13 protein-coding genes are annotated in these 25,423 nt (G+C 65.8%); 3 read left to right on the top strand and 10 right to left on the bottom strand.

Going from position 1 to position 25,423, the window contains the following annotated elements; all coding sequences use genetic code 11:
- The gene (locus V8J83_RS18815) at window positions 1-1,416 is read left to right on the top strand and encodes a mannose-1-phosphate guanylyltransferase/mannose-6-phosphate isomerase (RefSeq protein WP_339988054.1); all 1,416 of its coding nucleotides are present in this window, start codon (window positions 1-3) and stop codon (window positions 1,414-1,416) included.
- Window positions 1,417-1,475: 59 nt separating this feature from the next.
- The gene (locus V8J83_RS18810) at window positions 1,476-2,162 is read left to right on the top strand and encodes a YdcF family protein (protein ID WP_339988053.1); all 687 of its coding nucleotides are present in this window, start codon (window positions 1,476-1,478) and stop codon (window positions 2,160-2,162) included.
- Window positions 2,163-2,232: 70 nt separating this feature from the next.
- Here the strand turns inward: V8J83_RS18810 and V8J83_RS18805 are convergent, their stop codons facing one another.
- The 5 genes from V8J83_RS18805 to V8J83_RS18785 form a co-directional block, all read right to left on the bottom strand.
- Window positions 2,233-2,646, bottom strand: a complete 414-nt coding sequence (locus V8J83_RS18805) for a hypothetical protein (protein ID WP_339988052.1) — start codon at window positions 2,644-2,646, stop codon at window positions 2,233-2,235.
- 173 nt (window positions 2,647-2,819) lie between these two features.
- Window positions 2,820-4,388, bottom strand: a complete 1,569-nt coding sequence (locus tag V8J83_RS18800; RefSeq protein WP_339988051.1) for a hypothetical protein — start codon at window positions 4,386-4,388, stop codon at window positions 2,820-2,822.
- 1 nt (window position 4,389) lies between these two features.
- Entirely contained in the window at window positions 4,390-5,865 is a 1,476-nt protein-coding gene (locus tag V8J83_RS18795; protein WP_339988050.1) for a phage tail protein, read from the bottom strand.
- Window positions 5,866-5,883: 18 nt separating this feature from the next.
- Window positions 5,884-6,960, bottom strand: coding sequence for a hypothetical protein (locus V8J83_RS18790; protein ID WP_339988049.1), 1,077 nt, complete (start codon window positions 6,958-6,960; stop codon window positions 5,884-5,886).
- Between the two features lie 12 nt (window positions 6,961-6,972).
- On the bottom strand, window positions 6,973-7,233 hold the full coding sequence (locus V8J83_RS18785) for a spike base protein, RCAP_Rcc01079 family (protein ID WP_339988048.1): 261 nt from the start codon (window positions 7,231-7,233) through the stop codon (window positions 6,973-6,975).
- A 433-nt stretch (window positions 7,234-7,666) separates the two neighbouring features.
- On the opposite strand from V8J83_RS18785, the gene V8J83_RS18780 reads away from it, so the two are divergent.
- Complete coding sequence (locus tag V8J83_RS18780; protein ID WP_339988047.1) at window positions 7,667-8,503, top strand: alpha/beta hydrolase; 837 nt, start codon at window positions 7,667-7,669, stop codon at window positions 8,501-8,503.
- Here the strand turns inward: V8J83_RS18780 and V8J83_RS18775 are convergent.
- From V8J83_RS18775 to V8J83_RS18755, 5 genes are all read right to left on the bottom strand, one after another.
- A complete protein-coding gene (locus tag V8J83_RS18775; RefSeq protein WP_339988046.1) occupies window positions 8,475-17,801 on the bottom strand; it encodes a non-ribosomal peptide synthetase/type I polyketide synthase in 9,327 nt (3,108 codons plus the stop codon). The genes V8J83_RS18780 and V8J83_RS18775 overlap by 29 nt on opposite strands.
- Before the next feature lie 35 nt (window positions 17,802-17,836).
- On the bottom strand, window positions 17,837-22,321 hold the full coding sequence (locus V8J83_RS18770) for a MupA/Atu3671 family FMN-dependent luciferase-like monooxygenase (RefSeq protein WP_339988045.1): 4,485 nt from the start codon (window positions 22,319-22,321) through the stop codon (window positions 17,837-17,839).
- Window positions 22,322-22,435: 114 nt separating this feature from the next.
- Complete coding sequence (locus V8J83_RS18765) at window positions 22,436-23,245, bottom strand: hypothetical protein (RefSeq protein ID WP_339988043.1); 810 nt, start codon at window positions 23,243-23,245, stop codon at window positions 22,436-22,438.
- 42 nt (window positions 23,246-23,287) lie between these two features.
- Window positions 23,288-24,061, bottom strand: coding sequence for a 4'-phosphopantetheinyl transferase family protein (locus V8J83_RS18760; protein WP_339988041.1), 774 nt, complete (start codon window positions 24,059-24,061; stop codon window positions 23,288-23,290).
- A partial coding sequence (locus V8J83_RS18755; protein ID WP_339988040.1) for a thioesterase domain-containing protein occupies window positions 24,058-25,423 on the bottom strand: 1,366 nt, incomplete at its 5' end. The genes V8J83_RS18760 and V8J83_RS18755, both read right to left, overlap by 4 nt.

Raw genomic sequence — 25,423 nt, 5'->3', positions numbered from 1 at the left:
ATGATACATCCCGTCATTCTTTGCGGAGGCTCAGGCACCCGGCTTTGGCCCGCATCGCGCAAGGCCTATCCCAAGCAATTCGCGCCGCTTCTGGGGGATGAGACGCTTTACCAGGCGACGTTGAAGCGGTTCTCGGGCGAGGATTTCGCGGCGCCGCTGATCATGACCGCCGAGGATTTCCGCTTCATGGCGATCGAGCAGGCGATGGCAATCGGGTTGAGCGATGCACGTGTGGTGATCGAACCCGTGGCGCGCGACACCGCGCCCGCGATTCTGGCCGCCGCCCTCCTGCTGGCCGCGGATGATCCCCAGGCGCTGATGTTGGTGGCGCCGTCCGATCACGTGATCACCGATCTGCCCGCGTTCCTCGATGCGGTGGCCGAAGGGGTAGGGGCCGTGGGGGAGGGCGCGCTTGTCACCTTCGGGATCACGCCGGACCGCCCCGAGACCGGCTATGGCTATCTTGAATTGTCCTGCGTGCCCGAGGGCGCCGCGCCGGTGCCATTGAAATCGTTCCGCGAAAAGCCCGATGCAGCGGCCGCGCAAAAGATGCTCGATGCGGGCAACTACCTGTGGAATGCGGGTGTGTTCCTGTTCAAGGCGGTTGATGTGATCGCAGCCTATGAAGCCCATGCGCCGGGCCTTCTGGCGCCGTGCCGATCCGCCATCGCCTCCGGCAGCACGGATCTGGATTTCTTCCGCCTCGATGCAGAGGCCTATGGTGCGGCTTCGGCGATCTCGTTCGATTATGCGGTGATGGAAAAGGCCAGCCCCGTGATGGCGGTGCCGCTGGAGTGCGGCTGGTCGGATCTCGGCGCATGGGACGCGTTGTGGCAGATCGTCGACAGCGATGCCGACGGGGTGGCAACAGCGGGGCCGGTCACGGCGATTGACTGCACCGACAGCTACCTGCGGTCCGAGGATGACACGATGCAACTGGTGGGCCTCGGGCTCGACGGGGTTGTGGCCGTGGCGATGCGCGATGCGGTGCTGGTGGCCGACAAGTCGCGTGCGCAAGACGTCAAAGCCGTGGTCTCGACCCTGCGCGCGGCCAAGGTCGCCCAGGCCGACGATTACCCGCGCTTCTACCGCCCCTGGGGCTGGTACGAGACGCTGTGCCTGGACACCCGGTTTCAGGTCAAGCGGATCATGGTCAAACCCGGCGGTGTGCTGAGCCTGCAAAGCCATCACCACCGCTCGGAACACTGGATCGTTGTGGCCGGGACGGCCGAGGTGACGGTGGGCGAAGAGGTGAAACTGGTGACCGAGAACGAGGGGGTCTACATCCCGCTTGGCGCGGTGCACCGGATGGCCAATCCCGGCAAGCTGCCGATGTACCTGATCGAGGTGCAGACCGGCGCGTATCTGGGTGAGGACGACATCGTGCGCTACGAGGATATCTACAGCCGTGCCTGATCAAACGGGGGCCTGATCAAACGGGGATCTGATGAAACGGGGCAGGGGAGGAGACGTCATTGAGGCATCTGCGCCGCCTGGCCCGTCTGGCCGGTTTCATCTTCGGGCTCTGGTTTCTGACCTGGGTCGGTATTCTGGCCACCGGCCTGCTGTGGAAGCATGACGCGGCGCTGCCCGAGGCGGCGGATGCAATCATCTGCCTGGGCGGCGGCATGTCGTATCACGGGTGGGAGGATCCCGGCCCGGCCTCGGCACGCCGCGCGCTGACCTGCGCCGAGCTGGTGCGGGACGGCGTGGCGCCGGTCGCCGTGTTCACCGGCACCGGCAACAGCGTGATGTCGGCCGGCGAGGCAATGGCCAATCTGGCGGCGGAGAACGGGTTGCCGACGGAGGCGATCGTGATCGAACCGCGGGCCCGTTCCACGATGCAGAACGCCGTGTTCTCATACGCGCTTCTGCCCGATGCTCCAGACCGGGTCGTGATCGTCAGCGATCCGTTCCACCTGCCGCGGTCGTGGATCATCTTCACCCTGCTGGGGGCGGCGGAGGTCGATGTCTACGCGGCCCGCATGACCTATTCCTACGACGACGGCCCCGAGGCGCGCAGCTACCTGCAATGGACCCTGCGCGAAGCGTTTGCGGTCTGGGCCAATGTCGCGCGCATCGGAACCTATCTTGCCGGTGGCCTGTTCGGCATAGACCCCCAAACCCGCGCCGCCTGGTTCGAGCCACCCTATGATCTGTAGGGATGTGACGCAGGGGAATGGCCGGGATTGGGCGTTATGTTTAGAGTGGTGCTCGAAACAGACGTTATGTTTACTCATCACCGCTGAAGGTGGAACGTTCTTCAATCAATATGGTCGGCGCACCGCCAACCGGATCAGCTAAAAACTCGATCTCAAGGTAGCGGGTTATGAAGCCCGGTTCCGGATTTGAAGTAATCCCACGGCCTGTATGGCGCTGCACCTGCACAAAGCTGCATTGGTTGCCTTGGCAGTCGAAACCATCCGTCTCCAACTGCTCAGTAACGATCGCAAGCGATACCCCCCTGAAGCGGTCGATGAAGGCTTCTGCTAAGCGCTCTTGTGATGAGGTCGACTGACCAATGCGAGCCGCAAATGCTGACATCCGCAGCTCAGAGAGCAGTGGGCCAGTCGGCGGTATCGGCTCTTGCGCACATCCCAAGAGCAAACCTGACATGCCGATCATCACATAGAACTGAGCTTTCATGCGCATTTCAACGAAGTACAGCCTGGATCAGTAGAGCGCCAGACGCTTGCTGAAGGAATGCCGAGGTGAGTCAGTATTTATGACTGATAATCCGTATTATGTTAAATTTTTATAGCAACGGCCACGCGGTATGGGCGTGGCCGTTGTGGGGTTTGCTCTGCCCAAGGCTGGTTTCAGACCGTGATGGTCTGGACATTGGCCAGGGTCTCGATGCCGCCGCCGGCCTGATAGAGCATGTGGGCGTAATACGTGCCTGACGACAAGGCGACAGCCTGGCTGCCCGAGGCTGCGGTGCCGTCCATGGCGTCGATCTCGAACTTGGTGACAACATCGCCCGTGCCCGCCTGCGCGGTGAGGAAATCGGCCCCCGACATCGGCGTGGCCGAGGTCGACAGCACCACGATGCCCCAGCCCCCGCGCGACGCGGTGAAGCCGTAGCTCACGGTGCCGCCGGAATAATTGGCCGACACCCCCGACAGCGTCGCGGCATCCCACCATGTATAGCCCGACTGGTTGTTGCGGATGGTATATTCCGTCCCCGATGCGCCCGCGATCTGGTTGCTGTTGCTGTCGAACCAATTGTCCTCGATCAGCAATGTCCGACCCGGGTGCATCGCCGCCGTGGTGGCCGTGAAGCTGAGCGGACGCCCCCCGCTGAAGTTGCTTTCGATCTCCAGCGGGCAGATGTTGTGGTGGAAATGCGTGTCACCCTGGCGCGCATTCTGACCGTAGATGTTCTTGCGCAGACCGTTGGAGGCATAGCCGCGCATCCGTCCACGGGACGCATAGCGGCGCTTGCCCTGATCGGCGTTGAAGAAGCAGCCGTAGATCTCCACGCCCGAGGGCGGCGACTGCCCCGATTGGTAGGGATCGGAATGCGGATCGAGGGCTTGCCAGGTTCCATTGGACGAAGTCGCCGAGGAAAAATTCGGCGCGGTGCCGACCGTGCCATCGGCCATGCACAGCTTGATCTGATAGCCGCTGGCCGCGCTGAAGACGATATCGCCCCGGTTATAGACGGTGGAGTTGTTCCACTCGGTGGCATCCTGCGGGATGTTGGTGGCGGGGTCGAAATACAGGTAACGCCATTCGCCCCCGAAACTGCCCTTGATGCCATCTTGGCCGAAGGCCTCGAACGAGCAGAATTCCATCAGGGTGATGAAGGGATAGGAGGAATTGTCACTGGTGCCGTGGTTCATCACGGCGGTGCCGGTGAACGGCCCATCGGCATAGCCCGGCGCTTCCTTGAACCAGCAGCGCGTCATGCGCGCGATGGTGGTCGTGTTGTTGATCCCGAACTCGAACACCGCAGTCGATGCGGCGCCGCTTGAGATATAGTCGATCCGCCCGCTTTTCGGCACGGCGGGGGGCGCGAATGTGCAGTTCGAGATCGTGTCGATGACGCAGCCGTTGGAGAACAGGAACACGGTGCCCGTCGCGGCGAAATCCCAACCATCCAGATCGCCCGCGTTGCCGCTTACGGTCACGGTATTGTTGCCGGCATTGTAGGTGTAGCCGGTCGGCAGGTCTGCGGCATTGGCGGTGAGGGTTTTGGGGGTGCGCCCCTCGCTCCACCAATCCGGCCGTGTATGCCAGCGTTCCCGGGCGAGGCGTTCCACCTCAGCGCGCGCCGGTGCTGTGGGGTTGGCGAAAGCCATCAACGGGAAGTCACCCCCCGTTGGTCCGGGCCCGCCTGTTCCGGCACCGTCGAAGATCGTGTTGACCGTGATATCCAAAGCCATATCAAGCACTCGCTATGTTGAGGGTGATGAGTTCCGCCGCGCGCGTCGTCGTCCAGGTGAACCCGTCGCCGGTCGCACCGGCCGCGACAGGCGCACTTGCAAAGCCAACCGAGATGCCCGCGATACCGCTGCCGCCCAGGGCGGTTGCATCAAGCGTGGTTGCGCCATTGGCGGTGATCTCGCCGGTGTAATCGCCGCGATCCACTGCCAGCACCGAAACCAGGCAGCCGTCCACGGCTGTCCCGCTTGTGCTGAGCTCTGTCGCACCGGTTGTCCCGTCTGCGGTGAAGGGCGTATGCGCAGCGACGGACTGGTTTGCGCCGGTGAATTCGTAAAGCCGGACCTGGCCCGCCGTGACCGTGCCTGCGGCGCTGTTGAACATCACCGTTCCGCTGCCCGAGGGGGCGGCGAGCAGCGCGAAGGCGATCTGCGGCTTGCGGCCATTGGTGTTAGACGGCCCGATAAGCGTCATCGAGGTGCCGGTGCCGAATGTACGACCAGCGGCGCCGAAATCGGCCTGCATGTCGGACAGATCAACCCCGTTGGTCGTCGCGTTCAGGGCGATGGCGGCCACCAGAAGGCGGTCCGATCCCGATCCGATCGCGATGCTGTTGCTCTCGTAGGGGAAGGCGTTCTGGCTGCTGTCGTGGATGAGATCGGCGACCTGTTGGGCCACGGCGATGCTCTGTGACTGGCTGGTGTTGGACACGGTGACTGCAACCCGCTCGGCGGCGCTGAGGTTGTCGGCCTCGTCGTAGAAATAGAGCGTCAATTCCCGTGCGCCGTCCGGCGTGGCGGTCGAGATGGAGATCGTATCGGTGTCCCCGCCGCTTGCGACGTCGAAGTTGCCGGTCTCATAGACCGTGCCTGACCAGCCGCCCGCGACGGTAAAGGTCGGGGTGGCGCCGGGGTCATGGCTGGCCCAGACGGCGCTGGCCGCACCGCTGGCCTCGGTGAGGCCGATCGTCAGGGTGCTACCGGCATAGCTGGCCGAATTGATCACCGGGGCGATGGTGTCACCCGATACGGTGGTCGTGGTCGTCGCACTGGCGGTTGGCGACCAGGGGCCATTGCCATTGCCGTTGACCGCGCGGACCTGCACCTCGACGGTGGTGCCCTCGGCGAACCCCGTCAGGGCGATAGGGTCGCTGACGTCGGTCACAAGGGTCCAGCTGCCGCCGGAGATACGGTGGCGCAGGTCGCGCTGCAGGATCGACTGCCCGCCATCGGCCGGATCAGCCGGCAGGGTGACATCGACCTGGGTCGCGCCGGGCGTCAGGCTCGGGGCCGCCATTGCGGCAGGCACATCGCTGACCTGGAATGTGGCCAGCGCGCCAAGCCTGCCGATCTCATAATCCGTGCCCATGGCAATCCCGAGGGCTGCGGCATCGACGGCATTCAGCGGCAGCGGGCCGGAGAGGAACCGGGCGTTCCCCCAATCCGGGTCGCTGGCGGGTTTGATAACAAAATCTGCCATGTGTTACCTCTTTCGGTGTCAGGCCTGAACGGCAAAGGTGCCGTCGCCGTTGTTGGTGATCTCCGGCGCCGCATCGGGGGGTGGCGCGCTGGATAGGGTGAAGCGCCCGTCGCCGGTGTCGGTGATCTGCCAGGGTTGCGGGCTTGTGGTGGTGACCGATTTCGGCGCGCTGTCGGGACTGGGTCCGAACAGATTTTCAGAGCGCAGGCGCACTGCAGCCGGAACGCCATCGGTAAACAGATCCATCAGATCGTGGCTGCCGGTCGCAGCACTCGGCAGAGGCACCCACGCGCCCCCATCGATATTGTAGAAAATCACCTTCAGCGCATCGCCGCCATCGTCGGGCAAGGCCGTGATGCTCAGGCGGGCATCGCCGCCAGTGGCGAGATTGATGATCGACCAATCGCCGGGCCCGAAGGCCGCAGGTTCCCCCGCCTGGGGCGCATTGGTGGTGAACATGGGCGAGGACACGATGGCGCTGTCCTGACCTGTCGCATCCTCCTGCACGAAATGCAGGTGATAGTTGGTGGCCGCGATCAGGGACGCGCCGCTGACAGACTGCGCACCGATCTGGGAAATGGGCTGGCTGTTGGCGGCTTTCAGGGCGCTCAACGTGGGCGGGGCCGCGGATGTGGACACCCTCCAGTAAAGCGTGCCCGCGCCGGTATCGGTGCTGACCGTGCCGCTATAGCCGGTCTCCCCAACCGGGATGGCACTGGCCCCGCTGAGCTGCGGCAGACCCACGACGGTTCCCGAGGCGATGATCTGCCAGGGGGACCACAGGGCCGGCGCGGCCGTGACCTGCACGCGCAGTTGCATCCAGAACTGGCCACCGGCCGTGCCTGCGGGCAGGTCCAGGCTTGCGGTGTCCGTGGCGGGCACGATTTCAAGGCCATCGATCATCAGCCGGTACTGGCGCTGAGCGACGCTGGCCTGCGCCCCGTCATAGGTCCAGGTGTCGGACGTATCGGCGGCAAGCGTGGTCCCCTCGCGACCATCGCCAGAGACCGCGGGGCCGCTGGCAAGCCACGGCAGGATCAGACCACCCGATAACGGGACGTGCCCGCCGGTGGCGATGTTCAGGCTGATATGCATCGGGGGTCCAACTTAGCTGAGTACGGTGATGCCGCTGGCGGTTGTGCCGGACGACCAGATCCGCGTGGCGCGCACCGGAAAGGCGACCCCGGCCGCGATATAGACGGCCGCGGTCGAGCCCGAGACTGTGGTGATCTGAACCAGACCCGACTGCGCCACGTTGATTGCGCGCGACGCCATCGTCAGGTCACTGCCGTCATTCGGTGTGATTTCCATGATGTGGGAGGCAGGGCTTTCCAACCCGGGGGTGTGTTTGTGGAAGAGATCGGACATGAGGTCACCTTTCACGGCTTGAAGCAGAATGTCGGGGCAACGGAGATCGGATCAGCGCCGCGCGCCCGGACCGATCGGTCGGGTGTCATGGGCCGCAGCACATGCAGCACACGCGCAACCGGGCCGCCGGTAGAGACCGGTGACCTGAACGCAGGAATGTTTGGGTTATGGGCAAAAGAGCACATGACCGGATCTCCCGAGGGACAAGGGAGATGCCGACCGGATGCATATGGCTTGGGCCGACATGCTCCGGGTTTGGTATCAGAGTTTGGAAATCTAGGATGGAAGCGTTAACGAAGGGTTACGAACAACCGAATGCCACCGGGCGGCCTGTTCGAGCCGCGTGCAGAGCCCCGGCCGCGACACTTGTGGTGCCCTGTAACGAGGTCCCGATGCCCTGCCCGCTTTCCTGTCCCGTTCCGGCACGCCTGCCATGATCCAGAGCCTCAAGATCATCGCCCTCGGTCTGATTGCGCTGGCCCTTGTCTGTTTGCTGGCCCTGTGGGCGTTCCAGCGCTTCGGGGTCTATCGGTTTCCGACAACAGCCGAGGTCCCCGCCGATGTCGGGCTGGAAACGGTCGAGGTGGTCGAGTTCACCTCCGAGGATGGCCATCCGGGCCGCGCCTGGGTGGCGCAGGCGGCCCCGGGACGGCCCTGGATCCTCAGCCTTCACGGCAATGCCGCAAGCATCGGCAGATCCATGGCCCAGTTCGCCCCCTTGATCGACGACGGCTATGGCATGGTGATGATGCAGTACCGCGGCACGCAAGGCAGCCCCGGACAGCCGTCGGAGGTCAATTTCGCCGCCGATGCCCGCGCGCTTTATGATCAGTTCGACACGATTGTCGGGGTGTCCGTGCCGCCCGAGGCGCTTGTGTTGCATGGCTACAGCCTGGGCGCGGGGGTCGGCAGCCGGCTGGCCGCGACGCGGCCCTTCGCCGGTGTGATCCTGCAATCGGCGCCGCACCGGACCTGTCTGTTCTTCGAGCGCCGGTATCGCGGCGCGCCGCTTTGTCAGTTGATGTGGCGCGAACGCTATGACGTCGTCGATCACCTGCGCAACATCGAGGCGCCGGTCCTGATCGTGCATGGCCGCGCAGATGCCTCCGTGCCGGTTGAGGAAGCCCGCGCCAATTTCGAGGCCGCCCCAACGCCCTGGGACCTGCGCCTGCTGGACGGGGGCCATGCCGATCTTGCGCGCCATGGCTTGGTCGAGACCATGGCCGAATTCACCGACGCGGTTACGCGTCCGTCGCCTGTGTCCGAGTGAGCGCCTGCGCGATCTCCTCGGACAGGGGGTCCACATGCGGCTCGGTCAGCATCGAGCGGTGATCGCCCGGAACCATGATCAACTCGAACGCCCCATCGGGCACGACATCCTTCCAACCAAGCGAGCGATCGGCCTCGAAAGCGAGCTTCTTGATCGGCGTGACGGGTGACGTCTTGAACAGGCTCACCGGTGCTGAAATCGGCCCGCCGTCATACCCCCGCGCGGCCTTGATCCAGACCTGGCGCATGATTTCGTAGCGGTAATGCGACAGGCTGACATGGCGGACCAGTCCTCGAAGCGGCCCACGCGCCAGAACGGTCGCCAGCTTCGCCTTGGACCGGGTGGCCAGAACCGACAGACCTTCATCGCGCAATTGCGAAACCTCGTTCTTGATCCGCCACCACAGACCCGTCTTCACATTGGGCACGAAATTGGTCGCAAATCCCGGCGCGAACGTGTCGAGCACGACAAAACGCTCCACCATCTCACCGGCGGCTTCGAGCTGACGCACCATCTCGTGGGCGGTCAGCGCACCGCCGGAATAGCCCGCAATCAGATAGGGGCCATGGGGTTGATGGGTGCGGAGGTAACGGATGTTGTCCTCGGCCATCGCCGGGATGTTGTCGAGGGGCCTGTGGCCCATAACGCCGCGGGTCTGGAAGCCGATCACAGATCGCGCCTGACCAAGCCGCTGACCCAGGATGAAGAGGTTGTTCACGTTGCCGCCAATGCCACCGACGATGAAGAACGGCCGCGCGTCGGTGCCCGCAGGCCCGGGATGAATGACCACCGATGTATCCCAAGCCCCATCGGGATCGGGTGCGGTGGCAACGTCGGCGGTGACCGACGGCGCGGCAGGCGTTGGCCCGGGGGTCTGACCCGCTGCCCCTGCCCCTGTAACAACGGGCTGAGCCGGGGCCATATCATCGAGATGGCGCGCCAGATCGCGCAGCGTCTGGTGCTGAAACAGGGTCGAAATCGGCAGATCGACCCCGAACGTGCTGCGGATACGGTCAAACAGCCGAACCGCCAGCAACGAATGTCCCCCCAGCGCGAAGAAGCTTGTGGTTGTTCCGATTTCGCTCATCCCGAGGATCTCGCACCAGATCTTGGCCAGGCGGATCTCGGTCTCGGTTTCGGGCGGACCGCCCGCGGTGTCTTCCAGCATCGGCGCGGGCAATTGGCGCCGGTCGACTTTGCCGTTCTGGTTCAGCGGCAAAGCCTCCATCAGCATCAGCGCGGAAGGTTGTGCGAACTCAGGCAACAATGTGCGCAGATGCGCCTGCAGCGCCGCCACGGTCAGGGCCGGGTCCTCGGCCACCACATGGGCCACCAGGATCCGGTCGGTCTGCCCCTCGGGCAGGATCGCCGAGACCACCGCCTGCCCGACACCCGGATGGGCCTCCAGCGTGCTTTCGATTTCTCCCAACTCGACCCGGAAGCCACGGATCTTCACCTGCGTGTCGATCCGGCCGAAGAAGCGGATCACCCCGGTGCCGGGATCCATGCCCAGATCGCCGGTCCGGTACAATCGCAGATCCGGATCCCACGGCACGACACCGAATTTCTCCGCCGTCAGTTCAGGCCGGTTCCAATATCCGTTCGCAACCCCGCGACCCACGGCCACGATCTCGCCCGGGATGCCGGGCGGCACCGGCCAGCCATTGGCATCGACAAGGAAGATCTGCGTCCCCGCAATGGCGCGCCCGATCGGGATGGCCGCGCCGGAGGCCACATCCTCGGCGGTGATGCGGTGGCTGGTGATGACATGGGTCTCGGTCGGGCCGAAGCCGTTGATCACGATCAGCTCCGGACAGGCCTCCATCACCCGCCCCACATGCACCGGCGAGACCACGTCGCCGCCAACGATCACCTGCCCGACCTGCGCGAAGGCATCGGGCCGGGTGTCGGCGACCGCATGGAACAGACCCGAGGTCAACCACAGCGTATTGACCCGGTGGCTTTCGATCGCGTCCGATAAGTCCCCGATGGATAATTGCCCCGGCGGCGGCAGCACGAGTGTGCCGCCATGCAGGAGCGCCCCGAAGATATCGATGATTGAGGTGTCGAAGGCGAAGGCCGAGGAATGCAGCGTTACCGTTTCGGGCCCCAGATCGATCCAATCGGTGTCGATCAGAAGGCGCACCACCGAACGATGCGTCTGCACCACGGCCTTGGGGGTCCCGGTGGTCCCGGATGTGAACATCACATAAGACGCCGCATCGGGGGCGTTCGCCACGTCCGGCGCGGCCCCGTCCTGCGGGAAATGCTCCGGGCCAAGGACCGGCACGCCGCAGGCCTCGACCGGGTCCAGGCGACCAAGCAGCAGTTTGATCCCGGTGTCTTCGGCCATGAAGCGCAACCGCGCCTCGGGCAAAGCGGTATCGAACGGCACATAGCCCGCGCCCGCCTTCAGCGCCCCCAGCACCGCAATCACCAACTCGGGCCGACGCTCGGACGGAATACCAACCAGATCCCCCGGCCCGATCCCGCGCGCGGCAAGCGTCCCGGCCAGCGCATCGGAGCGCGCATCGAGCGTGGCATAATCCATCGCCACATCCCCGAACCGCAGCGCGATCTTGTCGCGGAATCGCGCCGCCACATCGCGGAAGATCACTGCGATATCCTGAGGGCCCGCAGCGCCGGGATCGTTGAAGCTGCCGCTGGCCGGAACATCGGTCCGGCCGCGCAACAGATCCGACAGGGGCGCGTCGCCCGGCCGGTCGCAGATCTCGGCCAACAGCTGCGCCATGGTATCGGCCTGCAGCGCAATCGCCGCGTCCGAGAACAGGTCCGACAGGTAGCTCCAGGTCAGCTCGACCCGGCCCTCGCCGTCCCAGATATTGAAGAAGATCTCGAAATGCTCATGGCCCGCGGGGTTCACCCGAATGCCCAGGGGCTGGCCGTCGAGCGTGATGGTCTCGGAGGCGAGATTGTCGATATTAACGACCACCGGCACGATCGGAATGCGCGCCGGATCGCGCGGCACCTGCAGATCCCTGACCAGATCCGCATAGGCATAGCCCTGATGATCCGAGGCCATCACAAGGCGCCGATAGACATCGGTAAGATAGCCATCCGTGGTCATCTTGGGGTCGGCTTCGAACACCGGGCACAGGAAATTCACGCTATGGGCCACGACGGAATCGAGCCCATGGACAAGCTGGCCCGCATTGGGCAGGCCAAGCACCGTTTGCGTCTCACCCAGAATGCGGGACAGCAGCAGGTTATACGCCGCAAAGATCACATGCGCCGGCGTGACCCCCGCAGCCCGTGCGCGGCGGCGCAGCGCGGCTTCGAGATCGGGCGGCAGGCGCAAGACCACTTGCCCGGCCTGTGAATTTGTGTGGGCCGTGCGCGGGCGGTCCAGCGGCAATTCCATCACCGGCACACCATCGGCGAAAAGATCATGCCAATAGGCCCGGTGGGCCTGAGCCTCAGTGCTGCCGTCCCAATCGGCTTCCGCCGCAATGAGATCGTCGATCGGCTGCAACGCGGGCAGGTTTGGCGCTGTGCCGGCCGTGCGCGCGGCGTAGAAGGCCACAAGGTCGCGCAACACGGTGGCGGTGGACCAGCCATCGCAAAGCAGGTGGTGGTAGCAGAGCACAATCTCGCTTTGGGTCGGGCCAAGCCGGATCGCCAGGGCCCGGAAGACCGGCCCATGGGCGAGGTCGATAAGGCGTCCGCCCTGCTCGGCCACCAGCGCATCGCGCGCGGCGGCCTGCCCGGGTCCGGTCAGGTGCGAAAGATCCGCCGTTTCCAGCGGAATATTGACCTCCGCCGCGATATCGAGGGCCAGATCCTCAAGATCCACGGTCGCGCGCAGCACATCATGGCGCAGCGCCAGATCGCGCAAGGCCCCTTGCAACGCCCATGTGTCGACGGAGGCCGGGACCTCCAGGCTGAAACTCAGGTTATAGCCACGCGCCGCCTCTGGATCGACGAGGAGGGCGGCGGCGATCTCGCGCTGACCAATTGTCATCGGCAGACGGCGCGCTTGCGGCGCAGGCACATCCTCGGCCAGAACCGCCGCTCCCGCCGCCGCCGATGGGGCAGCGCCTGCATCCTGCGTCGGCGTGCTCCGATCAAGACCGCCTTCCGCGGCCACGACATCGGCCAGGGCAGACAGCGTCGGTGCATCGAAGAGCGTGGCGATGGGCAGGCTTACACCCATGTCGCGCTTCACCCGCCCGAACATGCGCACCGCGTTCAACGAATGACCGCCAAGCGCGAAGAATTCATCCTCCGGCCCGATCCCGGTCACACCAAGGATCTCCGACCAGATCGTGGCCAATTGGGCGGTTACCGGATCGTCGATCTCGCCGCCCGAGCCCTGCGCGCCGTCCTCGGCCTGCATCGGGATCTCTTCCATCGCCAGACGCACGAGATCAAGCGACACCGGCGAGACGATCAACGCACACTCGGGGTGGTCGAAGACGCGGGCGAACACATCGGCGGCCTCGGTCTTGCGGATCCCGGTGGCCAGAAGCTGTGTCGTCAGTGGCGGCAGATCGGTCTCGGCGGCCAGCGCGCCACCAGGCACGGCCCAAAGCGCGAAATCCTCAAGCACCGCGACCACCTGCCCGGTCGCATCGGTGAGGCTGACGGCGAAACGCGCCAGACGGCCCGGCTCTCCGCCGGTGCGCACGGCGCGCGCGGTCACATTTGCGGGTAAGGGGCCTGCGATATGGGCGCCCCCCAGCGACATCGGTACATAGACCACGCCACTCCGCTCGGCCTCGGGCAAGACGGACAGGCCCACCGTCCACGCCATGTCGAGCAGCGCGGGATGTAGCGGATGGGCATCGAGATCGGCAACAAAATCAGGGGCCAGCACAAAGCGGCCTTCGGCGATCGTGCCATCGGGGGACAGGTGCAAATCCTGCAAGGCCTTCCAGCGCGGGCCAAAGTCGATCAGCCCTTCCTGCACCGCCTGATGCAGATCCTCGACCTGGGTGTCGGGGGCGGGACCGACCAGGCTTTCAGGCGGGCTCGGAGTCTCTGCCGCTGCACGCAAGCGCAGGCTGACATGGCGCACGGGATCTTCGGGGCCGACCCGGCTCAGGATCGACGCCGCATAGCCATCGCCCTCGGGCTCCAGCTGCAAGGTGACGCGGCGGGGCAGGCCATCGGCAAAGCTCATCGCCTCCTCAAAGGAGACCTCGTCCAGGGTGATCGGCCCGTCGGGCCAGATCGCGCGTGCCCCGGCATAGGCCAGATCCATGAACCCCGTGCCCGGGAAAATCGGCTGACCCGCAACCAGATGGCCGGTCAGGCGCCAATCGCTGTCGGGATCAAGGCGCGTCTCGAAGCGGATCACGCCGCCCGCATCGTCGTGACGCTGGCCCGGCGGCGGTGCGGCCACCTCTTCGCCGGCGCCGTATTCGCGCGCGGCCATGCCGGTATCGCGCCACACACCCCAGGCAATGGACAGGCCATCAGCGCGGGCTGCGGCCAGTGCCTCAAGCGCTGCATTCGCTCCGGCGTAATCGGCCTGCCCCGCACCACCGATCACCACAGAAGACGAAGAGATGACACAGAACAGATCAACGCTGCCTTCGGGCAGAAGCGTATCGAGATGGCGCGCACCGGTCAGTTTCGGGGCCAGAACCGCCTCGGCCTCGGTCAGGGATTTCGATGACAACGGGCGGTCGTCGATGCGCCCGGCCCCGTGGATCACGCCGGTGATCTCGCCAAAGCGCGCACGCACCGCATCCAGGGCGGCGGCAAGGCTGTCGTGGTCCGTGACATCCGCGGCCACATGCATCAGCGCGCCGCCCAGATCGGCGATCTCGGCCTCAAGCGCGGGATCTTCCGTCGCGCTCCGCGACAGCAGTGCGACCTTCGCCCCGGCCACCTCGACCAGCCAGCGCGCCATCTGTTGCCCGATGCCACCCGACCCGCCGGTCAAAACGTATATACCTCCCTGCCGCAGACGCGCGGGCAAACCCTCGGCCCCGCCATGGGGCGCCGCAGCCCGGCGCCGCAGCGCCCGGGTGCCCTCGGGCCCGAGCCGGACATGATCGGGGGCGGTTGTGCCATCGGCCAGCGCCTCGGCGATGAGGGCCGGGACCAATGCGGCATCAGCCGGGGCAGACAATTCGACCAACGCCGCCGAAAGCCCCGGCACTTCGCGTGGGGCAACCCGCACCGGACCCAGCAGCGCCGCCGCCTCGGCCCGCCCGGCAGGCGCAGCCAGAACCATGCGGCACCCGGCCCCGGCATCGGCCAGTTGCAGCGCACGCGCCAGCAGGTAGACCGCCCCGAAGGGGGCCTCATCGCCAAGCCCCCAGAGCGACAGGATATGGGTCGGCGGCTCGGGCAGCGCATCGACAAGCGCCTCGAAATCCTCCGGCATGCCGGGGTTCAGAACAATCCCGTCCGCACCGTTGGCAAAACCCGCCCCCTGCCGCGCGGTGACGACATGCGCGCCGCCCTCCCGCAGGGCCGCAAGCGCCGCGTCGGACACCGGATCATCGCCCGCCAGCACCAGCCAGCGGGTGCCGGAGAGCGCGGCGGCGGGCAGGGCCGGGCCGTTGTCCCAACCAAGCGCCTCGATCCAGTTCGCCGGATCGGCAATCCGCTCCAGCAGCAGCACCTCATCCGCCGCGTCCTCGGCGGTGGCAGACGCCCCCTGTCCCGGCGCAATCCAGTGCCGGGTCTGATCAAAGGCATAGGTCGGCATCGACACACGCCGGCCCGCAGCCCCGCCCGGAAGGCGCGCGAAATCAAGCGGCCAGCCCTGCGTCCAGAGCCCGCCCGCCGCGGCCAGCGCCACGGCCATTTCATGATCATCATCGCGCGGACGCGGCGCAGATGGCAGGATCGCACGCGGTGGATGGGCCAGATCTGCGGCCTCCACCAGCGGCCCCAGCGTCTGACCGGGGCCCACTTCGATCACCACACAATCGGGCTCGGACAGGGCCGCCTGCATCGCATCGGTGAACCGCACCGTGTGGCGCAGATGTCGGACCCAGTAATCGGCGGAGGTGAAATCATCCCCCTCCCGCGGGCCGCCGCGCAGCGACGAGACCATCGGAATCGTCGGCTCGGAGAAGGTTACACCCTCGAACCCGTCCCGGAACCGCTCAAGCTGACCGTCGAGCTGGCGCGAATGGGCGGCCACATCAATGTGTATACGCCGCGCGTCGTGGCCTTCGCCCTCCAGCCGCGCCTCCAGCGCCTCGATATCCGGCAGGCGGCCCGAAACCACGGTCGAATGGGCCGAATTGATCGCGGCGATATCCAGATCCTCGCCCAGGTAACGCCCGGCGGCCTCGGCACAGAACGGAATGGTTGTCATCGCCCCTTTCGGCGCATCCTCCATGACGCGTCCGCGCAAGCTCACCACGGCCATCGCATCTTCAAGACCCATCGCCCCGGCCACCACAGCCGCCGCATATTCGCCAACAGAATGGGCGAAGATCATATCGGGCGTGATCCCCCAGCTCTGCCAAAGCCGCGCATAGGCATATTCGAGGATGAACAGCGCCGGGATCGCGTAATCGGATTGCCCCAGCTTGTCGCGGGCCTCGGTATCCGACAGATCGCGGTCGAACATCATCTCGCGCAGGTCCTCCGGGGCGAGATCGGGCAGCGCCGCGAAACAGGCCTCCACAGCCTCGGCGAAGACGGGCTCGGCAGCCATCATCTCGGACCCCGCGCCGGGGTATTGCGCGCCGCCACCGGGGAAGAGGAACACGATGCGCGGCGGACGTTCGGCGGCGGTGCCGCTTTGGCGCGCGCCCGTGACCCGCGCGCCCATGCCCTCGGACAGGGCCGCATGGCTGTCGGCGGCCACCGCCATCCGTTCGGGAAACTTGCGCCGCCCTTCGCGCAGGGTGAAGGCGATATCGGCCCCCGCAGGTGCGTCGGGATCGGCCAGGAACCCGGCCCATTTCTCGGCCGTGCGCTCCAACGCGTCGTGGGTGCGGGCAGAGAACGGATAAAGCCGCCAACCCTCAGACGTCGGGGCATGGGGCACGGATCGCGCCGGGGCCTCCTGCACGACGACATGTGCGTTGGTTCCGCCCACACCCAGCGAGTTGATTGCGGCGCGGCGCGGCCCGGCACTGTCCCAGGGGCGGGTATCGGAGACCACGTTGAACGGCCCGCCGGACCAGTCATAGCGGCTGTTGGGGGTGTTGAAATGCAGGCTCGCCGGCAAGGTCTTGTGGCGCATCGCCTCGACCACCTTGATCAGGCTCGCGGCGCCTGCAGCCGTATCGAGATGGCCGATGTTGGTCTTGACCGACCCGATCCCGATGGAACCCGGCGCGGCCTCTGCATAGACCTCGCCCAGGGCCGAAAGCTCGATCGGGTCGCCGATCGGCGTGCCGGTGCCATGGGCCTCGATATAGCTGATGGAGGCCGGTTCCACCCCCGCAATCGCCACCGCTTCGGCGGCGGCCTCGGCCTGACCATCGACGGAAGGGGCCAGGTAGCTGGCCTTGCCCGCGCCGTCGTTGTTGATCGCCGAGCCCAGGATGACCGCCTTGATGTCATCACCATCGGCCAGCGCATCCGCCAGACGCCGCAACACCACGACCGCAGCACCCGAGCCAAAGACGGTGCCCTGGCTGTCATCGTCGAAGGCCCGGCACAGGCCGTCAGGCGACAGGATCTCGCCGGGTTCATAACGGTAGCCCACGTTGTGGGGCAGCTCGATCGTGACACCACCCGCGATCGCCATGTCGCATTCCATGTTCAGCAGGGAATTGACGCCCATATGCACGGCCACAAGCGAGGTCGAACAGGCGGTCTGCACCGCAACCGACGGGCCGGTCAGGTTCAGAAGATACGACAACCGCGTCGGCAGGAAATCCTTGTCGTTGCCGGTGTGGCGCAACAGGAACAGGCCGATCTCGTCGACCAGGGCGGGATTGGACAGCAGATTGAAGGCCATGTAGGCCTGCATGCCCGAGCCCGCGAAGACACCCACGCGCCCGTCGAAATCCTCCGGCATATGACCGGCATCCTCCAGCGCCTCCCATGAGGTCTCAAGGAAATGCCGATGCTGCGGGTCGAGGATCTGCGCATCGCGCGGCGAGAAGCCCCAGAACCCGGCATCGAAGCGATCCATTCCCGGCAGAATCTGCGCCGCCTTGACATAATTTGGATCGGCAAGCGCACGACGCGATACGCCAGCCGCCAGCAGATCACCGTCCGAAAGCCAGGTCGTGGCCGTGCGCTTTGCGGCAAGCATGTCCCAAAAATCGGACACGTTGCGCGCGGCAGGGAACCGTCCTGCACGCCCGACAACCGCAATGCCGTGTTCGGGAACACTTTGATCATTCATCGTTTCTGTACCGGTGCTGTAATGGTCGTCGCGCCCTATCGTTGTCTCATGCGGGCCAAACGCGCAGCGGCCCGTGCCGACCCCCTACTGGCGGCACTGGGCTTATCGACCGAAGACCCCGAAAGGTGTTCGGCCAACGCGCGGATTGTCGGGAAGCGGAAGACATCGGTGATCGCGACGTCCCGCCCAATACTTTCCTTGATGCGCCGCTGAACCTGCACCACCAAGAGGGAATGCCCGCCGAGGTCGAAGAAATTATCGACAACCGACACTTCAGGCAAGCCCAGGGCCTCGCACCAGATCGACGCAATCGAGGCTTCGATATCGCTTTCGGCGGCCACGGCAGGCGCGCGCGCGGTGCTGGCAGTGGGATCGGGAAGCGCCTTGCGGTCGATCTTGCCATTGGGCGTCAACGGCATCTGATCCAGCACCACGATCCGGGCCGGCAGCATGATCTCGGGCAGGCGCAGCGCCAGCGCCGCGCGCAGGGCATCGGGATCGGGGGCGGCCGCGCCGCTTGGCGTGACATAGCCCACCAGCCGCGTGTCGCCCTCGCCGAAGGTCACCGCCCGCAGGGCCGCAGCCGCAACGCTTGGCTGCTCGGCCAGGGCGGCTTCGATCTCGCCCAACTCGATCCGGTGGCCGCGGATCTTCACCTGATTGTCGATCCGGCCAAGGTAATCCAGCGTGCCATCGGGATGGCTGCGCACCAGATCGCCGGTGCGGTAGAACCGGCCCTCGGGTGTTTCGACGAAACGCTCTGCGGTCAGGTCCGGGCGCTGCCAATAGCCCTGCGCCAGACCCTCGCCACCGATCCACAATTCGCCTTCGACCAGATCGGGCAACGCCTGCCCGCCGGGATTGCGCACCGACAGGGCCGTATTCGCAATCGGCTGGCCAAGCGGGATCCGTTCACCCACCTCATCGAGGCGCGCAACGGTGGACCAGATCGTGGTTTCCGTCGGCCCGTACATGTTCAACAACGTCCCCGACATCGCCCCGCGCAGGCCCGCGGCCAGATCCGGCGGCAAAGCCTCGCCCCCCACCATCAGAACCTCAAGCCGGCCAAGCGCCGTGCGCCCGGGTGCATCCGCCGTCAGGAACGAGGCCATCGACGGCGTGCATTGCAGATGCGTGATCTCGCGTTCGACGATTTCCTCGGCGACCGAGGCGCGCCGGCCCACCCCGCCTTCTTCTTCCAGCGCCGTCATCAGCGCGCGGATCTGCGGCAGGTGGTCCATGACCGTGTCGGTGTCGATGCCGAAATCGATCAGGCAGGCGATCTCATCGACGCCGATCTCGGCGACGCGGCGCACGATCTCCTTGGCGCTCTCGGGCGTGCCGAACAGGCCCGAGGTCCGGTAATAGCGCTCGAACGCATGGTCGAGCAGCTGGTCGAGATCTTCGGGCGACAGGTCTTCCTGTTCGAACATCTCCTGCGGGCTGACGCCCTTGCTTTCGGCGCGCTCGACGATGGTCGGGAAGGTCCAAGACGCCCGGCGCACCAGATCGACGGCGGATTTCAGGTAGCCCTTCATCGGTCCGCGCGCGGTTTCGCGCACGAAATCCTCATCGTCGGCCACGAACGTATGCAACATCAACACCACGTTGCCGGTGCCCGGATGGCCCGCCTCACGCCAGGCGACGCGGTAGGCTTTGATCTTCTCGGCCACCTCTTCGAAGGTCTGGCCCAGAAGGTGGGTCAGCACCCCGCATCCCAGACGCGCGGCGGCGGCGAAGGTCTCGGGATTGCCCGCCGCGGTCAACCACAGGGGCATGTTCTCCTGCATCGGCTTGGGGTGGATTTCGATCTCGACCGGCTTGCCGTCATGGCCCGGAAAACTCATCGGCTCTCCGCGCCAGAGCTTGCGCAACGTCTCCACCGCTTCCAGCATCCGGTCCTTGCGATCGGCAAACGCCTCGGGGCGGACGATGAAATCATTGGGCTGCCAGCCCGAGGCGATCGCCATGCCCGCGCGCCCGTTCGACAGGTTGTCGACCAGCGCCCAATCCTCGGCCACGCGGACCGGGTGATGTAGGGGCGCCACCGACGAGCCCGCGCGCAATTGCACGTTTTTGGTCATGCCCGTAAGCGCGGCGGAACTGATCGCGGGGTTGGGATAAAGACCGCCGAAAGCATGGAAATGCCGCTCGGGCGTCCAGATGGCGGAAAAGCCGTTGTTGTCGGCAAAGACCGCGCCTTCGCGCAGCAACCGGTAGGCATGGTGGCCCGTGCCAGCCGCCTCGGAGGCGAAGTAGAACAGCGAGAAATCCGGAAGCTGGCTTTCCGCCGCGCCATCGGTCTGCAACACCAGCGTCGCGCCGCGTGCCAGCGTCCAGAAGATCTCCAGCACCGAGATGTCGAAGCTGACGGAGGTCACCGCCAGAAGCCGCGCGCCATCGGCCAGCGGCACCATTTCATCCATGCCGGTGAAGAAATTCATCACCGTGCGATGCGGGATCATCACGCCCTTGGGCTGCCCGGTCGAGCCGGAAGTGTAGATCAGATAGGCCAGATCGCTTGCCCCGCCGGGGGTAAAGGCCCCCTGCCCTTCGGCACCGGGCGAGATCACGCGGGCCGGGTCCAGACCCAGATGCGCCACCGCACGGTCCGAGGCCACGATCAGCGGCGCGCCGCTATCCTCGATCATGTAGGCGATCCGGTCCGCCGGATAGGCCGGGTCGAGCGGCAGATAGGCCGCCCCGGTCTTCAGAATGGCCAGCATCGCCACCACAAGATCGGCGCCGCGCTCCAGACACAGGCCGACCACGGTTTGCGGCCCTGCACCGCGCTCGGCCAAGGCACCCGCCAGGCTGGTGGCGCGGGCATCAAGCTCGGCGAAGGACATCTTCGTGGCGCCCGCTTCCAGCGCCGGGGCATCGGGCCGACTTGCGGCGATCCGCGCAATCGCGGCCTCGATGCGGTCGTCACGCTCGAAGGCCTCGTCGCGACGCTCGGCAAAGGCCGAAGCGGCTGATAACGGCAGCGCGCCAAGCGACATATCTCCGGCGAAACGGGTCAGGTAAGCGCTTAGATGCCCGGCCATCGCCTGCAGCACCTCTGGCGCGAAGAGCCCGCCGCGCGCAACCAGCCGCGGAACATCCGTGACCAGCGCCAGATCGCCCGCACCAAGGGCCTCGGCATCCGCGCCCGTCTCGGCCCAGATCAGGCGAAGCGCCTGCAGGGCCCGGTCCCGCACATTGCGATCGGGCAGGCGTTGCGCCAGATCCGCCGCCATCGGCGCACGGGTCAGGGCCGCCTCGCGCGCGGCCTTCAGGCCCGCGGTCAGGTCGGCCGCGCTGGTGGCGGGATCCAGCGCCACCGTCACGGGGCGCAGATCCGACAGGGCGGGATGGCCCGTGGCAGGCCCGCGCAACGCAATCGTTGCAGCCTCCGCGCCGCTCAGGCCCGCCGACCAGGCCAGGAAGCCCGCCGCAAGCTGGTCCGCCGGAAGATCGGGGATCGCCAAGCTTGCGCTGATGGGAGCGGTCCCGGGCCCATGTTGCATCGGATAAGGCGGCACGGTCGGAGCGGCCTGCGTCAGCACGGCCTCCCAGATCGCCTCGTCCCGGCCCACCGCGCGCAACAGATCGCTTTCAAGTGCCTCTGGCCGGGTCAGCTCCTGGCCCACGGCAAGCCCCGCTGCGACCGGATCAAACGCAGCGCCTGATAGGGTCGACAGGCCCGATAGGGTCGACAGGCCCGATAGGGTCACCGGATGATCCCCCGCGGCCACAACCAGCGCACCGGCCTCGACCGACAGGATACGACCGGCAGGCCCCGCAACGGAATCCGCGCCGATCTCAAGCCGGGTCACGGTCACCACACCCGCAGGGGTCGCAATCTTCGCCGCGCCAAGCGGGTTCTCGTAGCCACCGAAATCAAGGCCCCGCACCAGACGGCACAGCTCGGCCGCCGGGCGCGTGAAATCCAGAACGCCCAGAGTCTCGGGCCGTTTCGCGCGGCCATACCAATGCCGCTCGCCCTGCATCGGCATGGTCTGCGCGGCACCCGCGATCAGATCGGGCACCAGGGCGCGGAACGTCTCCAGCCCGGCCTCATAACATTTGGCGTTGAGGCTGAAGGCCGTGTCCGTCGGCAGGATGTCGAACGCCGCGCTGCGGTAGATCCCGCCAGCATCGACCTTTTCGACCATCTCGTGCCAGGTGATGGCGTGGCGTGTGCGTCCCTCGATCAGGGCCCAGGCCGGCGCATTGAGCCCGGCCATATCGGGCAGAGGGCCATCGTGGAAATTGATCGCCGCGCGCCGCGCACGGGCCAGCAGATCCGCCGACAGCACCGACAGGTTGGCCACGCTGAACAGGTAATCGACACCCGACGCATCGGCGGGCAAGGCGGGGGCTTCGGGCGTGCCCCAAAGCGGGGTGCCGTTCTGCTCGGCCCAGGACTGGATCCGCATGTCAGCCGAGATGACCGCCGTAACTGTGCCGCCAGCCTCACGAAAAGCCTCCGCACATTGGATCAGCAGGGTACCGTTTCCACAAAAAATCGCTTGCACGTCTTACATTCCTCAGCTTGGGCGCGGTCCCGCGACTTATAGCGCGGCATGCATGGCAATAATCGGGCAAAACCCCGAAAATCGCCATGCACACAAAGGTCTCATGCTATGGCATCAGACCACTATCTGTCTGGTCGCAACCCGGCGCCCGAAAAGCGGCTTCGGACCCTTCACCAGATAAAGCAGAAGCGTGGTGATGAAGAAAGTCACGGCGAAGGCGTAATAGGTAGGGATTCCCCCCGTTGTCGGGGCCACAGGGAACACCAGAAGCCCCGCATTGAACAGAAACTGCCCGATCAGAACCACCAGACCGCTGCGCGTGTGCCAGTACAGGAACGCCGCCACGGCCGCGACGCCGCATTGGTTGATCAAGAGCGCCAGGAACGGCAGATCCGGCAAAATCCCGACGTTGAGAACAACCATCGGCATCCACCACAGGGTCCAGACAACGCCCGTGATCATCGCCGCCATATAGACCGTGAAATGGTCCGACAGCTTGCGCACCGAATAGCTGATCCAGACGATCTCTCCGACGAACGAACCCACGAACAGCGTCAGCAGAAAACCCGGGCGCGTGACCAGGTTGAAATTGGCCGTGACCTCCGACAGGCCATTGCCTGTCACCACGCCCTTGCCGACCAGGAACAGCACCATATTCGCCGCGCCCCAGAAGATCGCCACCAGGTACCAGATCGGCGAGACCCGCCATTTCAACATCGGGCGCAGCAGCTCGCCGATCCCGCCCGCGCCGCGGGCCAGCATCACGATGGCAAACAACACCCCCCCCAGCAAAAGGAAGCGGCCGTGGCCATAAAGGCCCATTGGCAGAAGACCGAATTTGATCGCGCCGACGAAGATCGAATTGGCAAGGACAATGGTCGCGAAAAAGACCCAAATTTCATTTCGTCTGATAAAATCAATCATTTTAAAAACCCGTTATACTTGTTGATGGTACTGTTTTGCGCCTTAGTTCTTTCCTTTTTGGATCAGGGGGATAGAAGGCGCAGGCTCGGGCGCCTGGGCGAGACAGCAGATCGCGTCGCACCCTTCCAGATCGGGATAGATCAGCGCCACCGGCGCCCCCGATCCGCTGTGCTGCGTGTCGCCGGGATCACCGGCCCCAACCGGCAGACCCGCCACAGGCCAGCCTTGCTCTAGCTGCAAGGCAATCTCCAACGGCGGGAGCGACATGCCCTGCCCCGTCCGTTTCATCACCGCCTCTTTCGCGGTCCAGAACGCGAAGAACCGGCGCTGGCGGGCGTCGGGCTCAAGCGCGTCGAGCACGGCACGTTCGGCCGGTAGAAAACAACTCTGCGACAGGCCCGGCACATCAATCGTGCGGTCGATCCGTTCCACGTCGATGCCCACCGGCCCGGCCCGGCTGATCGCAAGCACCGCCAGCGCCCCGCTGTGCGACAGGTTGAACGCCACCGCCCCATCGCGCAACGCGGGCTTGCCCCAGGGGCCGTCGACCAATGGCAACGCCTGCGCGGCACGCCCGGTCACCTCGGCCAGCCGACGACGCATGAACGCGCGGCCCCGAATGTAGCGCTCCCGGTCGCGGTCAAAGTGGAAACGGTCCGCGCGCGCGTGCTCGTCGGGCGCCAGCAACGCCCGGTCCGCGGCCAATCCCGCCGCCCCGCCCGCATCGAGATCGCAGGTGAACAGCGCCACATCAGCCACCCCGGTCAGGTGCCCGACTACAGGCGGCAGCGGGGCAAGCCTCATCGCGGCGTTCATCGCCCTGCTCCCGCGGCTCCGATGATCTTTTCAAGCCGCCGCGCAAGGCTTTCGGCATTGGGCCCCACCAGCATCGAGTTGTGATCCCCGGTGACCATCGTGGCCTGGACCTGACCCGCGCCGGTGACATTGCCCCAGCCAAGCGTCTGATCCTCGGACAGGGCAATCCGGTCCAGCAACCGCCGCGGCGGCGTATAGAACAGCGCAATCGGGGCTTTCAGCACGACCTCGACCTCATAGCGGCGCGCGGCAGCGGACCAGGTCTCTTCCATGACCCGGTGCCGGTAAAGCGACAGGTCATAGCTGCGCAAGAGCCCCTTCAACGGCCCCTGATACAGCTTGAACTGCGCCCATTGCCGCAAGCGGGACAGGAACCGGCCCACACCTTCGCTCTGGATCTGCTGCCATTCATCCAGCAACCGCTCGCCCTTGGTGACGCGGATATTGGGGATGAAATCTTTGGCAAAACCCGGCGCGTAAGTATCCAGCACCAGCATCTGGCGCACCGTCTCACCGGCGGCTTCGAGCTGGCGCACCATCTCGAACGCGGTCAGCGCACCACCGGAATAGCCCGCGATCACATAGGGGCCCTGCGGCTGATGTTGACGCATGTAGCGGATGTTTTCTGTCGCCATCTCTTCGATCGTGTCGCGCGGCGTATGGCCAAGCACACCCCGGGTCTGGAACCCGACAACGGGGCGGGTCCGCCCTAGCCATTGCGCCAGATCATAGAGGTTGTTGACGTTGCCACCGATCCCGCCAACCACGAAGAACGGCAGATCCGCATCTGCTCCGGGGCCGGGATGGATCACCACCGAAGTGTCCCAATCCGCCGTCCGGTCGACCACCCGGGTCGTCGTGGCATCCGCGCCCGTGGTCAGAGCCGTCTCCGATACCGCCGCCACAGCGGGCATCGACAGAAGCCTGCCCAGATCGCGGATGGTCTGGTGCCGGAACAGGGTCGAAATCGGCAGGTCGGCGCCGAATTCGGTCCGGATCCTGTCAAACAGCCGGACCGCCAGAAGCGAATGGCCGCCAAGCTCGAAGAAACTGGTGGTCGCGTCCACCTGTTCGAGGCCCAGGACGCTGGTCCAGATCTCGGCAAGGCGCTCTTCGACCGGGCCCTCCGGGGCTGTGTGCTCGTCCTGCGCGTCACGTGGGATCGCGGGCAGCCCCCTTGCCTCCAGGTCCTTTCGATCGACTTTTCCGTTCTGGTTCACCGGCAGCGCATCCACGCGCGCGAGGCGTTGCGGCAGCGCGTAGTCCGGCACCCGTTCGGCCAGGTGCGCCGACAGCTCCGCCGCCTCCGCCGCACCCGTGTAATAGCCCACCAGCGTCTTGTCCGCGCCATCCGCGCCAGCC

Origin of the sequence: Gymnodinialimonas ulvae (assembly GCF_037543845.1) — a bacterium.
In the GTDB taxonomy this organism is placed as follows: Bacteria; Pseudomonadota; Alphaproteobacteria; order Rhodobacterales; family Rhodobacteraceae; genus Gymnodinialimonas; species Gymnodinialimonas ulvae.
Note: the sequence above shows the minus strand (reverse complement) of the source record. Positions and strands in the feature narration are given on the sequence as shown.